At 41.6% G+C, this 25,379-nt stretch carries 21 protein-coding genes, 3 tRNA genes and 2 pseudogenes; 15 read left to right on the top strand and 11 right to left on the bottom strand.

Going from position 1 to position 25,379, the window contains the following annotated elements; translation table 11 throughout:
• Positions 1–181: 181 nt before the first annotated feature.
• The 4 genes from M886_RS16730 (at position 182) to M886_RS16715 (ending at position 5,668) form a co-directional block, all read left to right on the top strand.
• A complete protein-coding gene (locus M886_RS16730) occupies positions 182–973 on the top strand; it encodes an ATPase domain-containing protein (protein ID WP_048051551.1) in 792 nt (263 codons plus the stop codon).
• A 63-nt stretch (positions 974–1,036) separates the two neighbouring features.
• Positions 1,037–2,884, top strand: coding sequence for a type II/IV secretion system ATPase subunit (locus M886_RS16725; protein ID WP_015411080.1), 1,848 nt, complete (start codon positions 1,037–1,039; stop codon positions 2,882–2,884).
• Positions 2,881–4,443 (top strand): archaellar assembly protein FlaJ, encoded by a 1,563-nt coding sequence (gene flaJ, locus M886_RS16720; RefSeq protein ID WP_048051550.1) that lies wholly within the window; start codon positions 2,881–2,883, stop codon positions 4,441–4,443. Before M886_RS16725 ends, flaJ begins: the two co-directional genes overlap by 4 nt.
• 226 nt (positions 4,444–4,669) lie before the next feature.
• On the top strand, positions 4,670–5,668 hold the full coding sequence (locus M886_RS16715; RefSeq protein ID WP_048051549.1) for a hypothetical protein: 999 nt from the start codon (positions 4,670–4,672) through the stop codon (positions 5,666–5,668).
• A gap of 111 nt (positions 5,669–5,779) precedes the next feature.
• Here M886_RS16715 and M886_RS16710 read toward each other — a convergent pair whose 3' ends face one another.
• Positions 5,780–5,971 (bottom strand): hypothetical protein, encoded by a 192-nt coding sequence (locus tag M886_RS16710; protein ID WP_011032363.1) that lies wholly within the window; start codon positions 5,969–5,971, stop codon positions 5,780–5,782.
• 409 nt (positions 5,972–6,380) lie between these two features.
• Positions 6,381–7,613, bottom strand: a complete 1,233-nt coding sequence (hacA, locus tag M886_RS16705) for a homoaconitase large subunit (protein WP_394296569.1) — start codon at positions 7,611–7,613, stop codon at positions 6,381–6,383.
• A gap of 502 nt (positions 7,614–8,115) precedes the next feature.
• Between hacA and M886_RS16695 the strand changes: the two genes are divergently transcribed.
• Positions 8,116–8,535, top strand: coding sequence for a pyridoxamine 5'-phosphate oxidase family protein (locus M886_RS16695; protein WP_048051546.1), 420 nt, complete (start codon positions 8,116–8,118; stop codon positions 8,533–8,535).
• A gap of 150 nt (positions 8,536–8,685) precedes the next feature.
• Here M886_RS16695 and M886_RS19565 read toward each other — a convergent pair whose 3' ends face one another.
• Positions 8,686–9,039, bottom strand: coding sequence for a GNAT family N-acetyltransferase (locus tag M886_RS19565; RefSeq protein WP_084685114.1), 354 nt, complete (start codon positions 9,037–9,039; stop codon positions 8,686–8,688).
• 262 nt (positions 9,040–9,301) lie between these two features.
• Positions 9,302–9,727: a GNAT family N-acetyltransferase gene (locus M886_RS16690; RefSeq protein WP_048037803.1), complete on the bottom strand. Its 426-nt coding sequence runs from the start codon at positions 9,725–9,727 to the stop codon at positions 9,302–9,304.
• Between the two features lie 337 nt (positions 9,728–10,064).
• Here M886_RS16690 and M886_RS16685 point away from each other — a divergent pair, with 337 nt between their 5' ends.
• Complete coding sequence (locus tag M886_RS16685) at positions 10,065–10,475, top strand: pyridoxamine 5'-phosphate oxidase family protein (RefSeq protein WP_048037806.1); 411 nt, start codon at positions 10,065–10,067, stop codon at positions 10,473–10,475.
• Between the two features lie 97 nt (positions 10,476–10,572).
• Here the strand turns inward: M886_RS16685 and hdrB are convergent, their stop codons facing one another.
• From hdrB to hdrA, 3 genes are read right to left on the bottom strand one after another with little or no spacing between them, the layout of a single operon-like run.
• Positions 10,573–11,517 carry a ferredoxin:CoB-CoM heterodisulfide reductase subunit HdrB gene (gene hdrB / locus M886_RS16680; RefSeq protein ID WP_048051545.1) on the bottom strand — a complete coding sequence of 315 codons (945 nt, stop codon included), beginning with the start codon at positions 11,515–11,517 and terminating at the stop codon, positions 10,573–10,575.
• Entirely contained in the window at positions 11,471–12,181 is a 711-nt protein-coding gene (gene hdrC, locus M886_RS16675) for a ferredoxin:CoB-CoM heterodisulfide reductase subunit HdrC (protein WP_048051544.1), read from the bottom strand. Before hdrC ends, hdrB begins: the two co-directional genes overlap by 47 nt.
• Positions 12,178–14,595: a ferredoxin:CoB-CoM heterodisulfide reductase subunit HdrA gene (gene hdrA, locus M886_RS16670; RefSeq protein WP_048051543.1), complete on the bottom strand. Its 2,418-nt coding sequence runs from the start codon at positions 14,593–14,595 to the stop codon at positions 12,178–12,180. The genes hdrC and hdrA overlap by 4 nt, the downstream gene beginning before the upstream one ends.
• A 656-nt stretch (positions 14,596–15,251) precedes the next feature.
• On the opposite strand from hdrA, the gene M886_RS16665 reads away from it, so the two are divergent.
• Positions 15,252–15,653: a transcriptional regulator gene (locus M886_RS16665; protein ID WP_011032340.1), complete on the top strand. Its 402-nt coding sequence runs from the start codon at positions 15,252–15,254 to the stop codon at positions 15,651–15,653.
• A 979-nt stretch (positions 15,654–16,632) separates the two neighbouring features.
• Positions 16,633–16,800: a hypothetical protein gene (locus M886_RS18470; protein WP_235203998.1), complete on the top strand. Its 168-nt coding sequence runs from the start codon at positions 16,633–16,635 to the stop codon at positions 16,798–16,800.
• 8 nt (positions 16,801–16,808) lie between these two features.
• Here M886_RS18470 and M886_RS18130 read toward each other — a convergent pair.
• Positions 16,809–17,905, bottom strand: a pseudogene (locus tag M886_RS18130) (IS630-like element ISMma8 family transposase).
• A gap of 51 nt (positions 17,906–17,956) precedes the next feature.
• On the opposite strand from M886_RS18130, the pseudogene M886_RS16650 reads away from it, so the two are divergent.
• Positions 17,957–18,247 (top strand): annotated as a pseudogene (locus tag M886_RS16650) (transcriptional regulator); the annotation flags it as partial.
• A 516-nt stretch (positions 18,248–18,763) separates the two neighbouring features.
• On the opposite strand, the gene M886_RS16645 reads toward M886_RS16650, so the two are convergent.
• Positions 18,764–18,837 (bottom strand) — tRNA-Ile (locus tag M886_RS16645).
• Between the two features lie 59 nt (positions 18,838–18,896).
• A tRNA-Ile gene (locus M886_RS16640) sits at positions 18,897–18,973 on the bottom strand.
• Between the two features lie 226 nt (positions 18,974–19,199).
• On the opposite strand from M886_RS16640, the gene M886_RS16635 reads away from it, so the two are divergent.
• Positions 19,200–19,271 (top strand) — tRNA-Ala (locus M886_RS16635).
• Positions 19,272–19,625: 354 nt separating this feature from the next.
• Here the strand turns inward: M886_RS16635 and M886_RS16630 are convergent.
• Positions 19,626–21,947: a PGF-pre-PGF domain-containing protein gene (locus tag M886_RS16630; protein ID WP_048051542.1), complete on the bottom strand. Its 2,322-nt coding sequence runs from the start codon at positions 21,945–21,947 to the stop codon at positions 19,626–19,628.
• Between the two features lie 345 nt (positions 21,948–22,292).
• Here M886_RS16630 and M886_RS16625 point away from each other — a divergent pair, with 345 nt between their 5' ends.
• The 5 genes from M886_RS16625 to M886_RS16605 all read left to right on the top strand — a co-directional run bounded on the left by M886_RS16625 (position 22,293) and on the right by M886_RS16605 (position 25,355).
• Complete coding sequence (locus M886_RS16625; RefSeq protein WP_048051541.1) at positions 22,293–22,934, top strand: SdpI family protein; 642 nt, start codon at positions 22,293–22,295, stop codon at positions 22,932–22,934.
• Between the two features lie 185 nt (positions 22,935–23,119).
• Complete coding sequence (locus M886_RS16620) at positions 23,120–23,602, top strand: FKBP-type peptidyl-prolyl cis-trans isomerase (protein ID WP_048051540.1); 483 nt, start codon at positions 23,120–23,122, stop codon at positions 23,600–23,602.
• Positions 23,603–23,607: 5 nt separating this feature from the next.
• A complete protein-coding gene (locus tag M886_RS16615; protein ID WP_015411054.1) occupies positions 23,608–24,162 on the top strand; it encodes an FKBP-type peptidyl-prolyl cis-trans isomerase in 555 nt (184 codons plus the stop codon).
• A gap of 129 nt (positions 24,163–24,291) precedes the next feature.
• Positions 24,292–24,774, top strand: coding sequence for an FKBP-type peptidyl-prolyl cis-trans isomerase (locus M886_RS16610; RefSeq protein ID WP_011032334.1), 483 nt, complete (start codon positions 24,292–24,294; stop codon positions 24,772–24,774).
• 185 nt (positions 24,775–24,959) lie between these two features.
• Complete coding sequence (locus M886_RS16605) at positions 24,960–25,355, top strand: OB-fold nucleic acid binding domain-containing protein (RefSeq protein WP_048038474.1); 396 nt, start codon at positions 24,960–24,962, stop codon at positions 25,353–25,355.
• Positions 25,356–25,379: the final 24 nt, after the last annotated feature.

The raw sequence follows: 25,379 nt of genomic DNA, 5'->3' as shown, positions 1-25,379 counted from the left end.
TTGTAATTTCAAAGACAGTAATAATCAAAGATAGTAATATTTAGAGATAGTAATATTCTGCGAATAACTCACACAGGCAACAAACCTGTTCCTGTAAAGCTGGCTGTAAAGCCAGATGCGAGAAGCCAAGGGACTTTTAAGGGACCTCAGGGATTGACAGGTCTGAGAAGGGGGGAGAGACATGGAAATAAACAAAGGGGAAGTAGCAGTATTAGGAAAAGAATTTTTTTGTGAAGAGGAACCTGGCTGCCTGATAGAAGAGGAAGAGAAAGAGCTTCTGGAGTTTATATCCTCCGGAAATCTGGAAATAGACAGGAGACTGGAAGGGGGTATTCCTGCGGGTTCACTCTGCCTCCTTGAAGGTGCAAATGACAGTGGCAAATCTATTTTTCTGCAGCAGATAATATGGGGAGCCCTTAACCAGGATAAAACTGTGCTTTTTTTGACAACGGAAAAGACCTCAAAAGAAGTCCTTAACCAGATGGAGAGCTTAAAGCGCGGGATTTCGGACTATTTCATAATAGGGAGGTCAAAGATATTTGAAATCAATGCAGGTTATGTTGAAGAAAACCCGCGTTTAAGTGAGAGCCTGCTGCAGGTGCTTCTCGAATGCATACAGAGATGTGAAGAAGAACTGGTCCTTATAGATTCCCTTACAATTTTTGCAGTTAATGCCTCGGAAAATGCGGTGTTAAACTTCTTTACGGAATGTGTAAAACTTTGTGACAGGGGAAAAACCATTCTCATCAGCGTGCACGGGTACGCTTTTTCGCAGGCGGTACTCTACAGGCTGAGGTCAGTTTGCAGCGCCTGTCTGGAACTCAGGATAGAGCAGGTTGGGGACCAGTGGATAAAAACTATGGAAATCCAGAAACTGAGGGGTGCCAGGAAAACTACGGGAAATCTGCTTAGCTTTGATGTGGACAGTGAATTCGGGCTGAAAATAATTCCTGTTTCAAAGATTAAAGCCTGAAAAAATGAAAAAAGCGTCCGGAGAGATGGTTCCCGGAAAGAAAAACCCGAATGAGGAATCTAGATGGAAGCTCTGCCTTTTAACCCGTTGCCTGCACCGGAGAATGGGGGGCGTTCCAGAAAAGAGGTATATGCAATCCTTTCTCCGGAAATGCAGGAGTTCGTTGGCAGGGAAGAAAATCACCATGTCCTTGATTATATTTGCAGGCTTCCAGCGGAAGAAATAGGATTTCCGGAGTTCTACCCGAGAATTTCCAGGTCCATGAAAAGCATTAAACGCCCCAATCTGATTTATCCTGCCGGAAAAGGGCTTGCTGTTCATATATATCCGGATAAGGAAGATGTAAGGAATTACTACATTCCCATAGAGCCCTGCCTGTTCCAAAAACTGGACAGCATGCTTGAGGAAGTGGAAAAATTACTCATTGACGTGATACATGACCAGGAAATTAATACAAATGACCCTGAGGAAAAAAAGAAACTTCTCGTAAAGGCTCTTGAAAAGACCTGTGATGTAAAAGAGAATTTGAAGGAAAAACCCGGAAAATCAGAAGAAAAAGGCGGACAAAATCAAAAAGATACAGATCAGAAAAAAAATAAGGAAAAAGATTCCCTGAAAGAAGGAAAAAATGACGGAAAAACCGGATTTCTCGGAAACCTTAAGGGAGCCGGTAAATTATTCGGTTCAGGAAAACCGAAGAAAATTTCCGTAACTCCTCAGGAATTCAATGCAATCAAATATCGGATGGTCAGGGATAAGGTGGGGATGGGAGTGCTCGAACCTTTACTGCTTGACTCAAACATAGAAGATATAAGCTGCAGTGGGCTTGGAAGGATCTTTGTTGAGCATAAGGTATTTTCGTCCCTTAAAACAACAATCTCGTTTGAGGAAATTGAAGAACTCAATTCTTTTGTCATACAGATGTCCGAAAAAGTAGGAAAGCCGATCACCTACAGGGACCCTATAGTAGATACGGCTCTTCCGGACGGGTCAAGGATTAATATCGTATTCGGAGAAGATGTATCAAAACGTGGGAGCAATTTTACCATAAGGAAATTCATGGGAGTCCCAATTTCAATCCTCGAACTTGTAGAGTTCGGTACAATTGACTATACGATGGCTGCATACATGTGGATGATGCTCAGGGCAGGGATGAACTGCTTTGTTTCGGGAGAAACAGCTTCCGGGAAGACCACAATGATGAACGCTGTGACTACTTTCCTTTCCCCGGATTCAAAAATAGTCTCTATAGAAGACACACCGGAATTGCAGGTTCCCCACAAGAACTGGACCCGTGAGGTTACAAGGACTACGAGGGACGACAGCGGGTCTGATGTTTCCATGTTTGACCTCCTGAAGGCAGCCCTGCGACAGCGCCCGAATGAGATTATGATAGGAGAGATCCGCGGGGTTGAGGGAAGTATAGCATTTCAGGCGATGCAGACAGGGCACCCGGTAATGTCAACGTTCCATGCAGCATCGGTTGAAAAACTGATCCAGAGGCTTACCGGAGACCCCATAAATGTGCCCAAAAATTATGTGGATAACCTGAATGTGGTTATTATCCAGAGTGCTGTAAACGTCCCCGGGAAAGGGCTTGGGAGAAGGGTACTGAGCATAAACGAGATAGTTGGCTATGATGCTGTGAACCAGGCTTTTAATTTTATGGATATTTTCAAATGGGACCCTTCGACAGACACGTTCAAATTCACGGGAAAAAACAACTCCTACCTTCTGGAACATAAAATTGCCCCGCGAATGGGGATTCCCGAAACTCAGGTCAGGAAGATATACTCTGAGCTTGACAGGAGGTCAAAAATCCTGAGAAAAATCCACCAGGCAAATATTACGAATTTCTATGACCTGTTTACTACCCTGATCCAGCTTGAGGAAGCGGGGGTAATATCATGAATTATGCAGAGATGGCCCCGTACTTAAAAATAAATTCTGCAAAACAGGGAGTTGAAGGGTATTTCAGCCTTGCCCGAAAACTGAAGAGCACAAAAGTCGTTGAAAGGGTCAATGATGATATGTTCTTCCTGCTGACGTATATGGCAGCTATCTCAACCGCGGATATCGAAAGGGACAGGATATTTGATTATGCAGGGAGACAGAAGGAGTATGAAGCTTCAAAATATTTCTGGCAGATACATATCCTTGCTTCAAAATGGGGATATGAGTATGCAAAAGCATGCAAGTACATTTCCCAGAAATTAAAGGATGCTTATCTTTCAAAACTGTTCGGCAGGATGGCAAACATCCTTTCGTCAGGAGAGCCTGAGAAAAATTTCCTCAAACAGGAAAAGATCACAAGGGAAGAGATCTATTCCAACGCATACGAAAGGAGCATAGAATCCCTGAAAAAATGGACTGACGGGTATACTGCCCTGATGGTTTCAGTAACTCTTGTTGTCACCATAATCCTTGTTTCGGTCATGATCTACAATATAGAGAACATAGAAACCATTGCGTTCCTTATTGTATTGCTGACTCTCTTCATATGCGGGCTTGCCCTTTACATAATATATAAGGCGGCTCCGGCAGAAAAGAAATTACATGCCCTCAGCCGTAAGTCCAGGGAACAGGAACGGATAAAGCTTCTGAGCCGGGTCCTGCTTCCTCTGGGTGCATTTTCTCTTACTGTCCTGATTCTGCTCGGAACCAGAAAAGAGTATATCCTGCTTGGAGTTCCGTTCTTTACTCTTCCGATAGGCGTCCTTGCGGTGGCTGATGACAGAAAAATAGATGAAAGGGACAGCAGTTTTCCTGCATTTATAAAAACTCTGGGAACCCTTGCCGGGACAACAGGAATCACTATAAGGAGTGCTATGGAAAACCTCGACCGGGAAACTATAGGCTGTCTCAAGCCAGGAGTCGAAGAACTTCACAAAGGCCTTTCCATGGGGTTTAAGTCCAGGCTCTGCTGGGAAAAATTCATAGGCGAAACAGGATCAGAGCTGATAAACAGGTCCTCAAGGATCTTTAACGATGCGGTCGAGCTGGGAGGCGATCCCGCTGAAATAGGGAATATAGTTTCAGCTTCAAGCCTGGCAATCGTCCTGCTCAGGATGAAGAGGCAGCTTGTAAGTTCCGGATTCAAGGGTCTTGCCTTAACCCTTCATGCTGTTATGGTCGGGCTTCTTATTTTTGTAATGGAAATAATTTCAAGGTTTAGCGGGCTTGTCTCAAAGATGAGCGAGGCTTATATGTCCGCAGAAGGGAGTATGAACGGGATGTCCGGAATGGGCATGAGCATGTTTAATGTGGCAGAAAGCGTGCCCCTGCTTTACAAATTCACTTTTTCCGTGATAATTATCCTGACAATTTCAAATACGCTCGTGGTGAAGATTGTAGAAGGAGGAGGAAATTACAAACTTTTATTCTATGGGGGGCTGATGTCCGGAATTTCAGGGCTCTGCATGATCCTTATCCCTCCGGTAGTATCCAGGGTGTTCACATTCCAGATATGAACGGAGTTTTATTCAGAAAAATAAAAATGTGCCTGAAAAAAGTAGTTTATAAAAAAAGTAGTTTATGAAAAGGGAATTTATGAAAAAAAGTTTATGAAAAAAGAGTTTATGAAAAAAGGAGTTATGAAAAAAGGAGTTATGAAAAAGGAGTTTAAAGAGAATTAAAGAAAGCGGCAGAAAAGATTTTTGAAATCGGGATTAATCAGAATTGTTGGGGGGTAAAGAAATGGAAAGTTTAAAAAATATAAGCATAGGCGGGTTAAGGGAACTGAAGGAAAACGGATTCAAGGGGCTGAAAATCGGCGGCTTAAAGAATTTAATAGTTAAGCCGGAAAAGCCCGGAACTGAATGCACAGGCATTGCAGATCTTGAGGATCTGGTAAAAAAGAGAGAAGATATTAAAAAAGAAATAGAAAAACTGAACCGGGAGAAAAAGGGAATAGAAACCCGGATTCATCTTATCCGGAAAACAGGAAAAGAGAAATGTGAAGAAATAACAGAATATCCCTGGAGAGAAGAAATATTTCCCCCTCTTCCGAGAAAAGAATATGTAAAAATACCTGAAACAATAGCCGAAACTCCTGAAGTTCAGGGAGATTCTGCACCTGGGGAAGGTTTTGAAATTTCAGAGGCAAAAGACAAAGGGATGAAAATAAAAGCCGAAGAGGCAAATAAAAAATCTGAAGATAATATATCTGAAAATGATGCATCTGAAGATAATGTATCTGAAATTAACACACCTGAAGATAATGTATCTGAAATTAACACACCTGAGGATAAGACACCTGAAAGCAGTACACCTGAAGAAAAGGTCTCACAAGATATGGCATCTGATATTATCCAGGCTGTGACTGTAGATATTGAGGGAAAAGGAGACAGGATAAACGTAATCGGGAAAAAAGACGAAGATACGGTTTTTCCGCAGAAAGAAGATAAATCAAAAACCGTGTCCTCTTTCTCAGCAGTGAAATTAAGTGAAAATAAGATCCCGGATAGAGATTCCAGCACCAGTCCAGCTGAAATGAAAAATACTGAAAGTAAGAACAACCCTGCAGCATGCCTGCTTGGAGAAAATCTGATTGAAGAGCTATTGAGCAGTGATGACCTGTGCCCTGAAGAAGAGCAGGGTTTTGTTAAATACCTGCAGGAACCGGAAATAGGAGAGCTGGTTAAAGAGCTAAAGGACATAAAGTCTCTTCTAACCAGGGAAAAAATTGCATGTTAAACCCGGTGAAGAGCCGAAATTAATAAAAAAACAAAAGAGAAAAGATGACGGGAACAAACCCGGCACATAAATTTTAAAAATATGTTCTTTGCAGGTATTTAAATATCAAAGTTATTTGTGTTCATGGAGATGGAAAAGCCCTTCCCTTGCCTTGCCAAGGAGTTTGTTTGCTTCCTCCATTTTGTTAGCAGCCTCAAGAATTTCTTCTGAAGCTTCAAGAAAACCATCTTTTTTGGCTTTCTGGGCCCATTCTCTAAAACTCTGTATATGGCTGTCGTTATGTTCAATCCAGTGTTCAATCAAATGGGAAAGGTTATCGTGACTAAGTTCTTCAGTTATTGTTATTCCCTCCTGTTTAGAAATATGGAATTCATGGTATAAATTTTATCTGGATTTAAGATGAATTTTCATACTGTTACCACGGAAGAAAAAAGGAAATATAAATATAGAGTGGAAAAGCCGTTGATTTGTTTCTTATTTTTTTGGAGAACTTCCGGGCTAGCTGGTAAAATCCCTGGATATGGTAATCAAACCCGGATCTGAGACAAAAACCGGTTTCAGGAAGAATCGAGAGGGCAGCCGTGAAGACTGCCTTTCAGATTTTTCTTCTCTTAGATTTTTTCTTCTCTTAGATTTTTCTTCTCTTAGATTTTTTCTTCTCTTAGATTTTTTCTTCTCTTAGATTTTTTCTTCTCTTAGATCTTTTCTTCTTTTAGATCTTCCTCGGGTCAGTGATTTCGCCTGTAAGTGCAGAAGCTGCTGCGGTTGCGGGAGACGCAAGATAGATAAAGCCGTCTTTTCCCATCCTGCCTTTGAAGTTTCTGTTTGCGGTTGAAACACAGACTTCGCCTTCCCCGAGAACGCCCTGATGAGCGCCAAGGCAGGGCCCGCAGCCAGGGGTTGCAGGGGTCACACCGGCTTTCAGCAGGATTTCCATTGTCCCGTTCTCGATTGCTGCAAGTAGGGTTGAGCGGGATGCAGGGATTATGATTGTCCTGACTGCAACCTTTTTTCCTTTCAGGACTGATGCTGCTACTTCGAGGTCTTCAAGCCTTCCGTTGGTGCATGTCCCTATAAAGACCTGGTCCACGTGAGTCCCTTCAACCTCCCCTACTGGCTTTACGTTATCCACCTGGTGCGGGCAGGCGACCTGGGGTTCTATGTCTCCGGCATCATAAACAAACTCTTTAAGATAAGAAGCATCAGGGTCTGAATACACAGGTTCATAAGGAGCAACTGCCCTGTTTTTCAGGAAATCAAAGGTCTTTTCGTCGGGAGGGACTATTCCGGTCTTTGCTCCCATCTCGATTGCCATGTTGCAGAGCGTCATCCTGCCGGCAACAGAAAGTTCGCTGATTGCCTGCCCGTAAAACTCAACTGCTTTATAGGTTGCACCTGCAATCCCGGTTTTTCCTATCAGGTAAAGGGTGAGGTCTTTTGCGTAAACGTGTTTGTTAAGGCTTCCTTCAACTGTCATCCTGAAGCTTTCCGGCACCTTGAACCAGAGCTTTCCCGTAGCAAAGATTTCAGCCATATCGGTTGCCCCGACTCCAGTTGCAAAAGCCCCGAAAGCCCCGTATGTGCAGGAATGCGAGTCAGCCCCGACGAGCAGTTTTCCAGGAAGTGCAAAGCCGTTTTCAGGAAGAACCTGATGGCAGATCCCTTCTCCTATTTCATAGAAATTGGGTATGCTCTGTTCCCTTACCCATTCCCTTATCTCTTTTTGCAATGTAGCTGAGGTCTCGGTGTTTGCAGGTGCTATGTGGTCAAAGGGGATCACAATCTTTGAAGGATCCCAGACCTTTTCCATCTCCATTTCCTTAAAAGCATTTACCGCAAGTATTGATGTGCCGTCGTGCGCCATTGCGTAGTCCACATCTGCCAGCACAAAATCATTAGCCTTTGCCTCTTTTCCTGCTGCCCGGGAAAAGATTTTTTCGCTGATTGTTCCCAGAAGTAAGCCTCCTTTCCAATATTGAATGATAATTTACGATAGTGAAATGATAATTTACGATAGTGAAATGATAATTTACGATAGTGAAATGATAATTTACGATAGTGAAATGATAATTTACGATAGTGAAATGATAATTTACGATAGTGAAATGATAATTTCAGATAATCAAATAATAATGAATGGTATAGTGAAGAAATTAAGGCTTTAGAACTCATTATAACGAAATATATATACTTAATGGATTTGGGGATTTAGACGCTTCAAAAGAAATTTAAGTTATATTTCTCTTAATCTGCCCTGCGAAGTGTTCTGAGCGCCGGGATACTGTGGAGTAAAAAGTTTTATGCCTGCTCAAAACACTTATTATTGCAGCCTGGAGATTAGTAAGTCTCTTTTAATGGGGATCTTCTCGTGATAGTAATTCGGAAGCGGTCTGCTAATTGAAGTCCTCAAAAAGAGCACTGAAACAGGTTGTGAGAGGAGGTTTAATATGACGTCAAAATTGATGGACTACTTTAACAAACAGCCCAGAATTGGGGTTCTAAGCACATCGACTAAAGACGGAAAGGTAGATTCGGCTGTTTTCGGCTCACCCCATATGATTGATGAAAATACCGTTGTAATTGCAACAGGCAAGAACAGGACATTCTCAAACCTTCAGGAAAATCCTTACGCAATGTTCCTCATCATGGAACCAGGAGCTGAGATTATGGATTGGAAAGGGATCAGGGTTTATATGAAGATGAAGGAATCTGCGACTTCCGGAGAGATGCTTGACATGATCAAAGGTCAGATCGCAAAAATAGCCGGAGAAGAGGCGGCAAAGATAATATACGCAACTGCCACCTTCGAAATTATTGAGCTGAGGCCTCTCGTTGATATGGGGCAGGGCTGGGAGAACTCTATCTAAGTTTTCAAAAATTATATAGATAAAAATAACAAATCAAAGTTGTTGTGGCGCGCCCGGCTGCAAGTAACGGGTATCATGCGACCGTTCTGGTTATAGTGGCTATTAAAAATCAAGAATTTTTATATCCGATATTTTTCTTTTTTTCAATCCCTATCTTTTCCAAATATACAAGTTCAACTTTGCTGCCCAGCAGCTCCCGCCTGAACTCCTGTTACCCCAGTTTATGATGGAGGTGAAGATTTCTGATCTATTCGATCCTGTGAAGAGTTTAAATCGAGCTATATCCCGATAAATAAGTTCAACCTCTGTCATCAAATGCGTGCCTATCCCTTGATTCTGCCATTTCGGGTGCATAATGAGCCTTCCTATGTGGCAGGTATCACCCATAATACGAGTTCTTACACATCCTATGATTAAGTGCTCGCTGACGGCTTTGAGGAACAGATGAGTTTTGAACCCCTCTGGATCTCTTCTACGGTTTGAAGTAAAGGTGGAATGGTCCAATCATTATATATTTGAGCCTCACTCTGATATGCCAGTTTCTGAAGGTCTAAGATTTCGATAGCGTCTTAAAATGTCACCTGAAAAATTTTGATCTTTTCCAACATGGATCTCACTCCAAACTTTAAGGTTAACAAATTTAACGCAGATCTTAATATGCTATAAACCTGGGAAATAGTATAGTTGAATTATCTACAGGTTACATTTTTGCAGAAAAACAAAGTAAACTCAAAAATATACGGAGTGCAGAGAAAAAGCGGCACTTTTACTTTTCGTATTCAAATTCTCCCAGTTGCATACCCGGTGCCTCTCCCGGACGGACTGTAAAGCCGTGCTTCTCATAAAATTCGGCTTTTCCGGGTGCTGCAAACAACCAGACCCTTTTTATATTTGCTTCCTGACACTTTTTAGCCAGCTGTCTTAAGATTATACTTCCTACTCCTTTATTTTGATGGTCTGGCATTACAATTATATCGCAGACAAAAGCATACAGGACTCCGTCTGAAAGCAAACGACCACAGCCAACAATATTCTCATTTTGATATGCTGTTATCCAGTACCAGGTATTATCAAACACTTTTTTCAATTCATCTTCAGAAACTCTCAGAATTGGCATCCAGCCTGTGCTTGAGAATAATTGAAAATACTCCTCAAAGGTAGGAGGACTCGTTTTGTATTCAATACCTTTCATTCTTTACTCCTGCAACATTTACTTTAACAACTGGAACCACAATCAACATAAAAGAAATATATTCTTTTTGTCCATATTTGTAAATTTGTTTTTATTGAACGACTTTATCTTATCCTTCATGGATTTTGATCATATTTTCATCAATAGATCATCGAAGTCCTTCCTGGTATACAGATTAGCAGAGTAAAAAGTTTTAAGCATACTTAAGACGATTATTATTGCAGCCTGCAGATTAATTATGGTCCTTTTCATGACAATATTTTGTGACCAGACAGCTTCACAAACTCAACTCTTAAAGGAAAAAGAGCTAAAACAGGCTATTAGAAGAGGTTTAGATATGACATCAAAATTGATGGATTATTTTAATAAGCAGCCAAGAATTGGAGTTCTCAGTACAGCGAGTAAAGACGGAAAGGTAGATTCAGCTATTTTCGGCTCACCCAATATGATCGATGAAAAGACCGTTGTAGTTGCAACAGGTAAGAATCGCACGTTTTCAAACCTTCAGGAAAACCCTTACGCGATATACCTGATAATGGAACAAGATACGGAATGGAAAGGGATCAGGGTTTATATGAAGATGAAGGAATCTGCAACGTCAGGGGAAATGCTTGATACGATTAAAAGCCAGATCGCAAAAATGGCCGGGGAGGAGGCTGCACAGATGATGAATGCAACGGTTACCTTCGAGGTCATTGAGCTAAGGCCTCTCGTTGATATGGGACAGGGCTGGGAGAACTCGATCTGAGTTTTCAAAAGTGATGTGAATCAAAATAAAAGATTAAAAAATCGGAATAAAAAAATCGAAATAAAAAAAGTGACCGGTTCAACTTTAAATCAGGTTTTTAGATTATACCGGCCTTTTCAAGAAAACCTTCCAGAGGCACGGAATGAGTCTGGAAACCGCATACTTTGTAGGGGTCTGCTCCCATTGAGAGGGCTACGAACTGGGCAATATTCATGTGGACCATATCGTATTTTACCCCAAATTCTTTTTCAATCACAGGCTGGTAGCGGTCGTACTGGATATGGCAGTTCGGGCACATATGGAGCATTAATTCCACACCTGCTCTCTGGAGGCTGTCCAGTTTTGCTTTGGTAACCTGCAATGAGGTGTTTTTGTTAAGGTGGATCTGCGAAAAACCCATCCCGCAGGTAAGGGAGCGGTCTTCGTACCACCTGACAGGGGATGCCCCACAGGCGGCAGCCACTGTATCAATAAGCTGGGGGTTTTCCGGATTTCCGATCACATCAAGATATTTGACCTTATAGTAGTGGCAGGCGTGGTGGGCAGCTGTTTTAACCCCTGAGAAGTCGACTTTCTTTTCTTCCTTAATCTGACCAGCTTTACTCAGGAGGACCTCAACGGCATGATAGAAGTTAGCCCGCGGGTCCATATCGCCTTTTTCGTAAATAAGGTCGTCAAAGCCTTTTTCTTTAAATATGGAATTGACCTTATCCCGGACCTCGGCATTGTTGTTAAGGAGTTCACATGCTTCCTTGTTTACTGCATAACAGGTTGAACAGAGGCAGGTAATGTTCGGATAACCGCACTTCCTGGCGACTGCGAAGTTTCGGGCTGCAATTGCTGCTGTTGTGAGCCCTTCAAATACATCTGTGTAGTGCCCTATACCTGTGCAGCAGGACTGCTCGTCGTTTATGCAGTAATCCACCCCAAGCCTGTCAAACACGTAAGCTGTAGCGGTTTCTATTCCGGGATATTCCTGTCCGACCATGCAGCTTTTAAACAGTAATAGCTTCCTGTCCGGTATACTCTCTATCGCTTTCAAAGCAAAAGTCTCCGTTCTTTTTTTCTTTATCACTGCAGTCTGCCTTCAGGAACCCGTGAAGTTTTTTTTCCTGTATCCCTGCTTTAATCCACTTTTCCCTTTCAAAATAACCTGTGCTCTCAAGAATAGTCTGAACCTCTCCATGCGTGTCCCTAACATCCCTGGGGCTGAGCCCTAGCTCGGAACGGATTGGCTCAAGGTTTCTTTTAATCCCAATCCAGCGCTCTCCAAGGTCTCTTTCCATATTCTTTATGCCTGCACCCGGGACTTTGCTGGCTCCATTTTCTCCAAGGCATTCTCCTATCTCAAGGAAATAGGCAAGCTTCTCAATTCCGATACCCTCGTTGATGGCCATCTGGCGCAGTACCTGCACGATTGTGACAGGGCTGTTGTTCCTCGGGCAGCGCATATTGCAGGAATAGCAGTAAAAGCAGGACCAGATCATCTCTGATTCAAGTACACTGCGATCGTTTTCCAGCACTTTTTTTACTATTTGCCTCGGGCTGTAATCCGTAAACCGGGCTGCAGGGCAGGAGGCTGTGCAGGCTCCGCACTGGATACAGCGGTCAAGTCCCAGAGATTCAGGGGTTCTGATGCTCTTTTTTGCTGTCTCTGCAAGAGTACTGCAGTTAGGAGTATCATATTCGTTTACATATGGAATCATTTTATCATCTCTCCTTCCCGGGCAAGGCTGGTAAAAGTTCCTGCAAGCCCTTTGATATTCGGAACATACGCTTTTTTGAAATGGATCCTCTTTCCTGAATCTCCAAGTTCTTCTTTGAGTTTTTCGAAATGGCTGACAGTAAGAGGATATATCACTTCAGCTCTCGGGCTGTCAGGCGGGTCTTCCACAAAAAGAACAGAAGACGCCCCATGCCTGAATGCATGCAGCACCAGGTCTCTGTCAACTACCAGGCAGGTAGGAACCTTGATCAATTTAACACTTGAAGGATATGTGAGCACACTGTTGCCGATATTGTCACAGGTAAGGGAAGATATCCCGCTGTTCACAAAGCCAAGTACGTCCCCTTCTTCAAGAACGCCTTCTAGCTCGGCCTTTAGCTGGGATTTCGTAAAACCTGCAATCTGGACAGCCCCCTCCCTGCAGAGTTCGGTACAGTACCCGCAGCCTGTGCATATAAGCGGGTCAAGAACAACCCTTCCGTTTTCATTTATAGAAAGGGCATCAAACGGGCACTTAACACATTCCCCGCACCGGGTGCAGAGCAGCTGGTTTATGGTTGCAATTTCGTTATCCAGCACCTTCGGGCTGTCTGTAATGAAAGCCCTTGCTCTTACGGCTGCAAGTCCTGCCTGCGCAATTGTGTCAGTAACATCCTTGGGGCTCTGAGCAGTGCCGCAGACAAAAATCCCGTCAAGAGAACAGTCCACTGGCTTTAGTTTGGAGTGCCTCTCTTTGATGAACCCGCTTTCGTCCTGGCTGAGGTTCAATACACTGGCAATCTTCTTTGTCCCCGGAGATGGTACCATAGCTGCGGAAAGTACTACCATGTCAGCAGGGATTTCCTTTATTTTCTGGCTAAGGGTGTCTTCAACCCTTACAACAAGGCTCTTATCCGGTTTTTCAATGACTTCTGCAGGCCTTCCCCTCACAAAGTTAACCCCGGTCTCCTGGACTGCACGGTAGTAGTTTTCGTAAAAGCCAAAAGCCCTCATGTCAATATAGCAGATCGTGATTTCCGTTTTCGGATACCTTTTCTTTATCAGGCTTGCATGCTTCAGGGCTGCCATACAGCAGTACCTTGAGCAGTAGCGGTTTCCTCCTTCTTTTTCGTCCCTTGAACCAACACACTGGATCATGACTATCCTTTCTGGGGTTTCAACCTCAAAGGGGTGGTCAGACGAGCTTTCGCACCTTGAATCACATGTTGAAGGAGCAGGGTCGCTGGAAGCTTTGCTGAAATCGGAGATCCTGAGAAGTTCCCCTTTTGTAGGTCCATTGATGCCCAGGACTCTTGCAAGTTCCATCTGGGTAAGAACATTTTCAAAAATTCCATACCCGTACTGGGGTTTCTGGGAAACGTCATACTCTTCAAAGCCTGTTGCAACGATAACTGCACCCACATTCAGTTCTATGATTTCTTCTTTCTGGGAGAAATCGATCGCTCCTGTTTTGCAGGCTTCTGCACACTTTCCGCAGTTTTCCCCTTTTAACCGCAGGCAGCTGTCAGGGTCAATGAAGTAAACCTTTGGGACTGACTGAGAGAAACGAAGAGAAATTGCCTTTTTGTCCATATAGCCGCAGTTGAACTCGTCTTCAACAGAGACAGGACAGACCCTGCTGCACTTCCCACATGCTATACAGTTGTCTTTCACATATCTCGGTTTCTTTTTTAGCCTGACAGTAAAGTTTCCTGCACTTCCGCTAAGCTTTTCTACTTCCGTCCAGGTCAAAAGAGTAATCCTTGGGTGGGCTGCAACCTCATTCATAAGGGGGCTGAGCGAGCACATCGCACACTCTTCCGCAAGCTTATCAGGAGAAAAGATTTTCCCGATTTTAGCCATCTGCCCGCCTATGCTTGAGTCTTTCTCCACAAGGAAAGTGGGAACCCCGTTATCTGCAAGGTTAAGAGCAGCCGTGATCCCTGCAATCCCTCCGCCGATAACAAGAACCTGCTGGGCAATGTCTACTTTTATATCTTCCAGCGGCTCTATGTTTTCCAGGCGCTTCAGCTTGGCTTTAAGGAGGGAGAGAGCTTTTTCAGTAGCTCCTTCTCTGTCAGGGTGCACCCAGGCACACTGTTCCCTCAGGTTTGCAATCTCAAGCCCTGCCCTGTTCAATCCGGTTTCCTGTATGCACTTTTTGAAAAGAGTGCCGTGTTTGGAAGGAGTACATGAACCTATTACCACCCTGTCCACATGCCCTTCCGAAATTTTCTTTTTAATCAGAGCCTGTCCCTGGCTTGAACACAGGTATTCATAATCATAAACTGAAAAACCTTCTGCCTTTAGGGTCTTTTTCACTGTATTGATATCAACGTGTTCCGAGATATTCCCGCTGCAGTGGCAGATAAATACAGCAGCTTTGTTCAACCCGTCAGTAGTCCCGTCAGTCATTATACTAAATCTTTCAGGGATTTGTATATAAGACTTGCCAGAAAAGGTATACTGAATGTCTCAAAAAGGACAATTTTTTGATAGTTGTTGCAGAAACAGGGCAGTTTTGGCAAGAAAAGAGGAATTTTGATGTTTATGTACAGTGTTAATCTCAGGTCAACTTTCTTAATAAACATCTTAATTGAACAGCTATCCCGGGAAATATCTTAACCGGATAAGTATAAGATATTTGTTTTAATCCTATATATACCTGAACAAAGAACTGAAAAAGGTTCCGCTTAAAACCATTATTAATGACTATTCCTTAACCAGTTGATTACTAAAGCTTTTAAATTAATTTAGTGTTTCCCATTGTCAAAAAGTTATTATATACATATTATTATATATAGGGAGAGAGTATTATAATTATTTAAACCAACTGAGATGCCAGGTTTTTCAGGCACTGTCTCAGATTTTAAATTTAAAAATAGAAATATATTAAGCACAGAAACAAAAATAGTCATTTGAATTGCCGTTAAAAAATCACTGGCAATTTTTAAATGTCCGGTAAACCATAAAATTATTCGTTTAAAATAATATATTTCTATTTATCTGATGATACTGGATAAGATAAGATACCGGAATAGACTCAAGGAAATTACCGGTATAAACGGCAGATGATAGTTGTGGCAGATAATGGGCTAACATTAGAAGGCAATGATTTTAAAATGGGAGAGGTAGAGTACGAAATGGTCGAGCTTCTAAGGAGGCTCAATATAAACAGGCCTGTCGCCCTGACCCTTGCATGTCTCTCAAAAGGGGAAGAAATTTCTTCCCAGTGTATAGAAATGGTATCAGGTCTAAGGCAACCTGAAGTCAGCATTGCAATGCGTTACCTTCGTGAGAACGACTGGGTAGACATGAGGGAAGAAAAAAAGAACCACGGCAAAGGCAGACCTGTAAAGCTCTACAGGCTGACGGTCCAGATGGAAACGATTATCAACACAATTGAAGAAAGCGTCATTGCTGAGAGCAAAACTATTCTCCAGAACATAGAACGTCTCAAGCATCTATCCTGAAAAATCGGCGAAAAAGACAGGTTAAAGCAGTTTTTTCTTTAAAATCACATATGCAAAAAGTATATTCTTAAATCAAAAATACGATTATATCAATGGGAAATTCCTCTCCACACCCGAGAGGTTAATTAAAACCTTCTTATTCTTTTTTACCATCTCTTTTTTACTTCTGTGCTGTTTTGAGATACCAGAAAAATATTTGTCAACCACCCGGAGTTCCAGTAATCACCTGTGTTTTATTCCATTTTTATATATTTTTGATTTATTCCATTTTATACATTTTTTATCCATTCCATTTTATACATTTTTTATCCCGTTAAAACAGTTTAACGTTTCATTTACTCAAACCAGCTATTTAATAAAGTTTTTTCATTCAGTTGTCTATCTGCCATCTGTTTGTCTACCATTATGACTTCATTGTTAACATCATTAACTTCTTATCACTACTTCCAGGCCATATCAATAGCGCTAACTTCATAATCAATATTATTGCATTACTTCGGGATCACAAGTATTTAATCAAAAAAGTTTATGGTTTTCATCCACATTTTCATCTTTTAGAAGTTTCTTCAGAAAATTTATTTCTATGAAAGGTTCTGAAAATTCAGTTTTATTTTTATTTAATGTATTTAAAAGCAGCTTTTTAGAAAAACAGAGAAAAATATTCTTAAATGCAATTTTTAGTGAACTAAAACTGTTTTTTAAGGCAAATAAAGCTTTTTAATTACGCAAAAATATAAATTTTACGCATAGATATTTTCATATATGACTAAATTATATTAATAAGAATTAGGTTGAGGCACTTAAGTATATTTATTAAGAAGAATGCCCTGGAAAGGTTAACCTCTGTTAATTGAATAAAACATGATGAATAGCCTTATTCAAAGTAATGTTAACCGGAGTAACAGTATAAGATATAATTATAATTTAGAATATATTAAATTTAAAACATAAGTAGATATTTATATTAATTCACTCTATAATGGTTCTTCGGGTGATTTTAATGGTAGATGAAAGTGGTTCAGCTATAGAAACTACTGACATGACAAATGAAACCCCTATATGTATGGGGTCAAGCGAATACGAAATGATTGAATTGTTCAGAAAGATTAATGTCAGCAGGCCAATTGCTCTTACCCTAGTGTCTTAGCAACTTAATTATGGTGCATAATGCTTGGACATTTTCTCATCAGCAACTTTTCTCGTAAACTTCCAGTTGATCTTACTTTCATGTTCATTTCTTCTCTTTGTCCATGCACCCACTTCGTGGGTAAGTGTCTGCATATCTCCGATCCTTCTGTCTGTACATTCAATATCCATTACATTGATCTCTATTTCTGCAGCATTAAGCCAACTTGCATGTTTTGGTGTGTAATGGAATTCTATCTTGTCCAGAATCTTTTTTGCTTCCTCTTCGCTGAATGTTTCGTAGAATGACTTTTCTTTATGGATATTGAGATTATCCGTAACCAGTCGGATGACTTCAGCTTCAGAATATTTTTCAGTAAGGAGAATTTTCACGAATTGTGCAAAATCCTTCATAGTTCTTCTTTCGGTGACTTGAGTCACCCTTTTTCCTGCTTTAAATTCTACTGCCACGAATACATTTGCGGTTCCATTCCTGACATATTCGTAATCATATTTTTCTGGACTTCCAGGTTTCATTGGGATAGCTTTCCTCTTATCTCCAAGAAGTTGTTTTGGTTTCTCGTCAAGGCATATGAGAGGTTTTTTCGGGTCATATTTTTCTTCATAGAGGTTGAGAATGTTGTACATTCTTTCTCTATACTCGGCATTTATCTTTTGAATGCACCACATCCGTCTTAACCAAGGTTTAGTTTTGCTTTTTTTAGAATAAGCCGGATGCTCTCCTTGTTTATTGTTTCAAACCCTTCTCTCATCTTCAGTTCTTCAGTAAGCAGTACAAGTGTCCACTTTTTTCTTCCATCAGGAGGTTTGGTACATGCTTGCGCTATGATTTCAGCCGTGTGCTTTTCGGTGTATTTTATAGGCTGGCCAGTTCTTGTTTTATCTTCAAGAGCGCTTTGGAGACCTTCATCCAAGTACCTTTTCTTGATTCGCCCAACAGTATTCCTACTAACATTCAATATCTCTACGATCTCGGTGTTCTTTTTATTCTTGTTGGCAAGTAACAGGATTCGTGCTCTTGTTAGTTCTCGTGCACTTTTCTGTCCCTTTTTAACAAAGTCTATGAGGTACTGCACCTCATCTTCTTCAAGTTTTATTTTTGCCATGAATGAAGATACAGATGGGATTCAAAGTTTATAATAATGACTCAAAATTAAGTTGCCATGACACTAGCCTGTCTTGCAAAGGGAAGGGAAATCTCTTCCCAGAGCATTGAAATGGTGTCTGGCCTGAGACAGCCGGAAGTCAGTGTTGCAATGCGCTACCTCCGCGAAAACAACTGGATTGATATCCGGGAAGAAAAGAAATCAAAAGGTAAGGGCAGACCGATCAAGCTGTATAGACTTACAGTCCCTATGGACCGCATTGTCAGCAAGATCGAAGAAGAAATCATAGCCGAAAGCAAACTTGTGCTGAGGAACATAGAACGCCTGAAGCACATAGCCTGAAATTTATGAAAGGGAACGGAATGGGGTCAGAGTCGGGTGCAAGCTCCCATACAGCAAATTGCGTTAACCACTTTATCTGAAAGCCATTCTGAATTAAGGGGACTACCCCTACCCTAACTTTTTTATTAAGGGCAATTTTCTTGCAACAACTTTTCTTCATAATGTTTCTACATCAATCGTTTTTCACAACGTTTCTACATCAATTTTCTCAGTAACTTTTCTACATTAGTTTCTATATTGCCAAGGTTATTGATTCAAAATTATGGCCAGCAATAGATTTTCAATCCCGATACTTTCTGAGTCAAAGCCAGCAGAAGGGTATTCTAAAATACCTGTAATGATGCAAAAGAAAATAATAAATTTACAGGATCAGGATAACAAATTTAGACCAGGGTAGAAAATTTAGACCAGGATAGAAAATTTAGACCAGGATAGAAAATTTAGACCAGGATAGAAAATTTAGACCAGGATAGAAAATTTACAGGGAATCGGGATTAAATATAGTAAAAAAGTATATGGGCCCGCTGCGATTCGAACGCAGGACCTCACGGTTATCAGCCGTGCGCTCCACCAGGCTAAGCTACGGGCCCGAAAGGAATACATATATAATTTAATACCCTGAACTCTCCGAAAAGAGGTCATTGAATTGTGGTGGGCCCGCTGCGATTCGAACGCAGGACCTCACGGTTATCAGCCGTGCGCTCCACCAGGCTAAGCTACGGGCCCAGATGTCAGGTTATTTCGAATTATCAGAGTTGAAAGGCTTTTTTAGGGAAAGCGTCCCAATCCGACAACACTTCTAATACTCGATTTACTACTTATAACTTTTGCTCGAATATTTGGGATTCTGCATATCCTAAATTTTATTTACAGGAAGCTGAGCCCCTATGGCGACAGTTTTATATACGATATTGAGTGTATGAGGAGTGCTGACAAAGCAAAAGCACAACATGGGCCGGTAGATCAGGGGAAGATCGCTACCTTGGCATGGTAGAGGCCTCGGGTTCAATTCCCGACCGGTCCACTTAAAAATATTTATATTCGATTTCTCTTTTTAAATTGTTATTAAAATTTGATCTCTCTTTTTAAATTGTTATTAAAATTCGATTTCTTTTTTGAATTATTATTAAAATTGACTCAGTTCCAAAATCTAGTGATTTTTGATTTTTATGGTTATCACTAGATTTTGGCATTGTGTCTTAAAATTCGTTTTTAGATTATTATTAAAGATTATCTCCCTGGGAATTGTTTTACTATAGTTTGCAGTGATTACAGAATGATTCACTTTATAGCTGTCAATTCCGGAAGAATACCTTTTTTAACAAAAAAGTATGAAAAATGAAACGCAGTGAAACGTTTCATTTTACTTTTCGCCTTATCATTTTGGAATCGTTTTATAAATCAATATACATATCAGGCTTAATAAGAGAATGCCTGCTATGCTGTATACAGGAGAAGCATCAGGGAATTTCATTTTTTCTTTCTGTCCCGAATTCAGCCCGGCATTCGGTCCCGCAGTTCCATCATCTTCTCCCTGCAGAGCCCGCGTTTCCAGCCCGTTTTCCTCTCTGGAAATATTCCCTGCACTACCTGCCGCCTCACCTGTTATCACAAAAAAGGAGAAGCCAGGGACATGGGCTATGAAATACAGAAATTTATCATCTTCCTCTGAGAGTTTAGCTTCAAGTTTCGACCATTTTTTATCGCTGTACCTGTTCAGTACAATCGAGTCCGGGTCAATGTTTTTATCCCGAATCCAGGATTTTTCAACTTTGAAACAGATAACCGGATTTTCAATATTCTTTGAGCTTGCAAACCCGCTGTTTCCCACCCACACGTTAAATGATTTGTAAGTCTCTCCTCCAGGTATTTTAGAAACAAGTGTGGATTTGCTTTTTAATTCTTCTACGATTGTTGTGGTCTTTCCTGCATTCTTCTTGGGGTCAAATCCCACATATACTACACAAGTAGCATTCTTTGTGAAATCAAACTTTACAGCCTTGCCGTTTTGAATGAAAGTCTGTGAAATTTCTTTTGTTTTAACGTTTCTTGCGGGTTCGGGAGATCCACCACCACCGCCTCCGCCACTGCTGCTTCCGCTGCTGCTCCCTCCACTGCTGCTCCCTCCACTGCTGCTCCCACTACTGCTGCTTCCTCCACTACTGCTTCCTCCCTCATTGCTCCCATCGTTGCTGCTTCCTCCTGAATTGGTCGCTTCCAGCACAATTATTGTAGCAGTCTTTGAAGCTGTCCCATTGGAATTGCTTACTGTCAGATTCGAGGTGTAAGTTCCTGCAGTATTATACACATAAACAAAACTTGCTTCACCTGAGTCTTTTATTCCGTCACCGTTAGCGTCCCAGCTTCTTGAAGCTGCATTTTGTGAAAGGTCTGTGAATAAAACAGACAGGGGAGGATAACCGGTGGTGGTATTGGCGTTGAAATTTGCTGCAGGGAGGATAGGAGCTTCTTTTTTCAGCACGGTTATTACAGCGGTTTTTGTAGAAGTCCCGTTTTCATTGATTACTGTCAGGTTGACAGTAAAGTCTGCGGGGTATCCATACACAAAAACCGGATTCTGTTCTACAGAGTCATATTTCCCATTGTCGTTAAAGTCCCATCTCCAGGAAACCGCATTTTTCGAAAGGTCTGTAAACGCGACAGTAAGAGGGACACTCCCATACGTTGTATTTGCCCTGAAATCTGCTTCAGGAAGTACAGGCTCAGTCTCCGTCCCTGGGGTTACCAGGGGCAGATAATCAATCTCTTTTTCATCAATATAATATGGTTGCTCGGCTATGCCATCTCCATTTAAATCGTAATGCGTCTGGGAAAAGCCTTTGCCATCAGGTTTTGCCCAGTAATTTCCTGCAATATAAGGGCCACCTACAATATTATTCTCTGCGGTTCTGGTAGTATTCCACATGTCTGGAAAATCATGATACTCCCCGAAAATTATATTGTTAGAGTTATAAAAATTATTATTGTAAATCGTACTACCACCGTGTCCGTTATGGAAAATTCCAGACTCTTTATTGGACGTGATAGTGTTCCCCACAATTGTGGCACCGCCTTCGTACATCAGGGCTATACCCTGACCATTTTCCGCAATTATATTGCTCTCAATTTGTGGATACCCTAAATCTCCCACAGTGATGCCTGTGCCACATTTTGAAACCCTGTTGTTGTTGATAATAGCGTTGAAATAACATTCGCCGACATAAATTCCAGTCCCACAACTTGAGATATCATTATCATTTATTGTAAAGGTGGAATATATATTCGTGTCAATGCCGGTGCCGTGGTCCAGTATTATATTATTTTCAATTATACTGTCAGCGTATTCTTCAAGTGCTATGGCGTAAGAACTGCCAGTGCCCTTCAGAGTGAAACCTTTAATGGCTATTCTCTGTGCGTTTTGCGTAAGATAAAAGCCATTTCCCTGAATTACCGTGTCCTCAGGATTTTCTGATTGAGACTGAATTCTTAAACTGGATGTATCGAGGGTAATATCCCCCTCGTAAGTACCGGGATTTACAATTATAGTATCCCCGTTAACTGCGGCGTTTACCGCAGACTGGATAGTCGTATAGTTTCCTGTTCCGTCGTCATCAACATAAAGCGTCATAGCTGCCGTACTGCCAGTAATAACCTGAAATGCAAGAACCAGCGTGAATAAGATAGATAATTCTCTTTTCATCTTCCACACGAGAAAAACCCCTGAAAACTTCTTAGCACATGAACTGCAGTGGTAACTCAAATCCCATTTCCAGCCGAATAAGTACCAGCATGGTTACGATTTTTAATTTGAAGGGTAAAAATACCTGAAACATACTTTTTAAGTTTCAGAAATAATTTATTTTACGAAATTGGCAATAAGATATAAAATTAACTAATTTTATCTGTGTGACCGGAAAATTAAGGTAAGGAGCTCTTCCGGCTTGATGTGCAGCACAGAATTACCAGTCATGGCAGCCATCCTGTGAGAGCTGCCGGATTTGAAGCACGCTACATTTTAAATATTTAAAAAATATAACTGGCATATATGCGGAAAGTTACTGCAGCGATAATAGGACTGGTTCTTTTTTCTTTTATTCTTTCAATCTATTTTTATCCTCACGTCCCTGACCAGATGGCTACTCACTGGGACTCTCAGGGAGAGGTAAACGGCTATATGTCAAAGTTCTGGGGGTCCTTTTTCATGCCCCTCCTGATTACGGGGCTTGTAATTTTGTTCCTGGTAATTCCGAAAATTGACCCGAGAAAAGAAAACATAGAAATGTTCAGGAAACACTATGAAGGATTCAGGCTAGTACTGATCATTTTCCTGGTCCTGGTCCATCTCCATATACTTCTCTGGAACACAGGAACTCAGATAAGTCCCAATGCCGTGATTCCGCTCGGTATGGGGCTTCTATTCTATTATGCAGGGGTTCTTACGGAAAATGCAGAGCAAAACTGGTTTATAGGCATCAGGACGCCCTGGACTCTTAGCAGTGAGAATGTATGGAAAAGGACAAACTGTCTTGGAGGGAAATTATTCAGGATAGCAGGAATAACCGCATTCTCAGGAGTTTTTTTCCCTGAATATGCAATCTACTTCATCCTTGTTCCTGCAGTCATTGTAGTCGTGATTACTGTTGTTTACTCATATCTCGAATATAAAAAAGAACTTAAAGAAAAATAAGCAGAGTTAAAAAACAGCCAGTAGAGAAGATGGATAAGAATCCAAATCCTGAGCCGAACTCCATAAAGTACGATTTAAAGATTTCCGTAATTTTTATTTACTGAAGTCCTATTTTAACCGTTTTCCAGCGCCTCTTTTATCAGTACGTTTATGTAACATGCTTTCGTTTTGTCATATTGATTGTTATGACTGAGGATATAATTGAAAATTCGAATAAAGTAGTCGAAAAAGGAGATGCTGTATCCGTCCATTATGTAGGTAAACTTGATGACGGAACGGTATTCGACACATCGGAAAAAGAAGAAGCCATGGAGGCAGGCATATACAACGAAATGAGGGACTATGAACCTCTGAAATTCACCGTCGGAGCCGGACAGATGATCAAAGGCTTTGACGAAGGTGTGGTCGGAATGAAAGCGGGGGAAGAAAAAATCCTTAAAATCCCTCCAGAGGAAGCATATGGGGAATACGTGGAAGAATATGCAAGGGAACTTCCGCGTGATGCTGTGGATTTCGTTCCGGAAGTAGGGATGCAGCTGGCTACGGAAACCGGGCTCAGAGGCACTGTGACAGAAGTAGGCGAGGAAAATTTTGTTATTGATTTCAACCATGCACTTGCAGGCAAGACCCTTACATTCAAAGTAAAGGTCATTTCAGTGGAGGCATGAAAAAAATGAGGGTCGGGAAGAGCACAATATATTTCCTGACAATACTGCTTCTGGCAAGTATGGTTTTAGGGAGCGGATGCACGGATAACGGCAGCGGAGACGGTAGGGCTGTAAAAGCAGGAGATACGGTCCAGGTAGATTATGTGGGAAAATTTGAGAACGGCACCGTTTTTGATACTTCTATAGAAGAAGAAGCACAGGAAGCAGGCATATACAATGCACAGAGAGAGTATGTACCCCTGAACCTTACTGCTGGTTCCGGCCAGGTAATTGAGGGCTTTGATGAAGGGCTGATAGGAATGAAGGAGGGCGAAGAGAAAACCCTGACTATTCCTCCTGAGAAAGCCTATGGGGAATACAATGAAAGCTGGGTTCAGGCAGTTCCTCTTGAAGAGCTCAATATGTCAGAAAAGCCTGAAGTAGGGCAGGTATACAGCAGCATATACGGAGGCCAGTTCAAAGTCATTGCCGTAAATGAGACGCACGTTACTTTTGACCCTAACCATGAACTCGCAGGCGAGACTCTTGTTTTCGATGTAAAGCTCGTATCAATCGAGTGAAGTTAAGTTAATTGAACCGGTCCAGAACCGGTTTATATTTCTTTAATTAGATTCATCTGTCCGGCATTCCGGAATTTTTCATGGCTGCCGGAAAAGCTTCAGAGAAAAAAAATAACAGGAGAAGGGAGAATGGAGAACCCCCGGACTGTAAAAAAGGGAGATTATGTCCTTATTGATTACACTGGAAAATTTGAAAATGGAACGGTATTTGACACCACTCTAAAAGAGAAAGCTCTTGAGGCTGGGATATATGGTGAAGAAAAGGACTACAGGCCTTTCTTTTTCAGGACAGATACCCGGCAGGTGATAAAAGGCATTGATGAAGGCGTCCTTGGGATGCGGGAAGGAGAAGAAAAAACCCTTAAAATACCTCCCGCAGAAGCCTACGGAGAACATAAAGATTATCTCGTCCAGAAAATCCCTCTTCTCCGGCTTGAACTGAAGGAGCCTCCGGAGCCGGGAAAGACAATCATAACCCCCGGAGGACGGATAGTTAAGGTGCTTAACTCCACGGAAACTTACGCAATCCTTGACTTTAACCATGAGCTTGCAGGCAAAACCCTGATCCTTGAAATAAAGCTCGTCTCCATCGTGAACAGGCCTGAAATGTGAGCCGATCCCTGAATAAAACGTAAAGCGGTTCCGGGATACAGAGTCCGAAATGTATAACCTGCATGAAATATAAAGATGCGAAATTCTACTCATCCTGAGGTCTAATCTGGTTCTTGAAATAGATTTATCTTCATTAAAATTCAATATAAGTTAATTCAGGAACCAAGACTGGACAGTGATGAAAGATGGAAAAGGAAGAGAAAGTCGTGGTGGTGCTGCTTATTATGGCACTGTCGTCTCTTTCGACAGCATACGTATTTTTCGGTTCGGAACTTGCAGGTGCGGGACAATCAGAAGGAAGAGCCCTTCAATACACCCACGAATCAGGTGTTGGGGAAAAAGTAACTCTTGACGCTGAGGTTTTAAGCAAGAGGTTTACATACACCGGAGAGCACCTCCTTTTAGATGTGGATTTCGACTCGGAAGTCCTGAGCGTTTTTATCCCGAAGAACGCAGGAGCTGAAGCCCTGAACAGCATGATCCATGAAGGGGACCTAATAAGCATAACAGGTACTGTCTCAGAATATAAGGGGAAAAAAGAGATAAATGTGGAAAAGAAAGAAGATATCACGCTGAAGTAATACCTTGCTATGAAAACCGACATT

The sequence above is a fragment of the Methanosarcina soligelidi genome (assembly GCF_000744315.1).
Classification (GTDB): domain Archaea; phylum Halobacteriota; class Methanosarcinia; order Methanosarcinales; family Methanosarcinaceae; genus Methanosarcina; species Methanosarcina mazei.
The sequence above is the reverse complement of the archived record's forward strand: the minus strand, read 5'-3'. Positions and strand labels throughout refer to the sequence as shown.

Excerpts from the sequence above, each read along its gene's own strand:
- M886_RS16730 (WP_048051551.1), top strand. The coding sequence starts at position 182 with ATGGAAATAAACAAAGGGGAAGTAGCAGTATTAGGAAAAGAATTTTTT.
- M886_RS16725 (WP_015411080.1), top strand. The coding sequence starts at position 1,037 with ATGGAAGCTCTGCCTTTTAACCCGTTGCCTGCACCGGAGAATGGGGGG.
- flaJ (WP_048051550.1), top strand. The coding sequence starts at position 2,881 with ATGAATTATGCAGAGATGGCCCCGTACTTAAAAATAAATTCTGCAAAA.
- M886_RS16715 (WP_048051549.1), top strand. The coding sequence starts at position 4,670 with ATGGAAAGTTTAAAAAATATAAGCATAGGCGGGTTAAGGGAACTGAAG.
- M886_RS16695 (WP_048051546.1), top strand. The coding sequence starts at position 8,116 with ATGACGTCAAAATTGATGGACTACTTTAACAAACAGCCCAGAATTGGG.
- M886_RS16690 (WP_048037803.1), bottom strand. The coding sequence starts at position 9,727 with ATGAAAGGTATTGAATACAAAACGAGTCCTCCTACCTTTGAGGAGTAT.
- M886_RS16685 (WP_048037806.1), top strand. The coding sequence starts at position 10,065 with ATGACATCAAAATTGATGGATTATTTTAATAAGCAGCCAAGAATTGGA.
- hdrC (WP_048051544.1), bottom strand. The coding sequence starts at position 12,181 with ATGATTCCATATGTAAACGAATATGATACTCCTAACTGCAGTACTCTT.
- hdrA (WP_048051543.1), bottom strand. The coding sequence starts at position 14,595 with ATGACTGACGGGACTACTGACGGGTTGAACAAAGCTGCTGTATTTATC.
- M886_RS16665 (WP_011032340.1), top strand. The coding sequence starts at position 15,252 with ATGATAGTTGTGGCAGATAATGGGCTAACATTAGAAGGCAATGATTTT.
- M886_RS18470 (WP_235203998.1), top strand. The coding sequence starts at position 16,633 with ATGGTTCTTCGGGTGATTTTAATGGTAGATGAAAGTGGTTCAGCTATA.
- M886_RS16630 (WP_048051542.1), bottom strand. The coding sequence starts at position 21,947 with ATGAAAAGAGAATTATCTATCTTATTCACGCTGGTTCTTGCATTTCAG.
- M886_RS16625 (WP_048051541.1), top strand. The coding sequence starts at position 22,293 with ATGCGGAAAGTTACTGCAGCGATAATAGGACTGGTTCTTTTTTCTTTT.
- M886_RS16620 (WP_048051540.1), top strand. The coding sequence starts at position 23,120 with ATGACTGAGGATATAATTGAAAATTCGAATAAAGTAGTCGAAAAAGGA.
- M886_RS16615 (WP_015411054.1), top strand. The coding sequence starts at position 23,608 with ATGAGGGTCGGGAAGAGCACAATATATTTCCTGACAATACTGCTTCTG.
- M886_RS16610 (WP_011032334.1), top strand. The coding sequence starts at position 24,292 with ATGGAGAACCCCCGGACTGTAAAAAAGGGAGATTATGTCCTTATTGAT.
- M886_RS16605 (WP_048038474.1), top strand. The coding sequence starts at position 24,960 with ATGGAAAAGGAAGAGAAAGTCGTGGTGGTGCTGCTTATTATGGCACTG.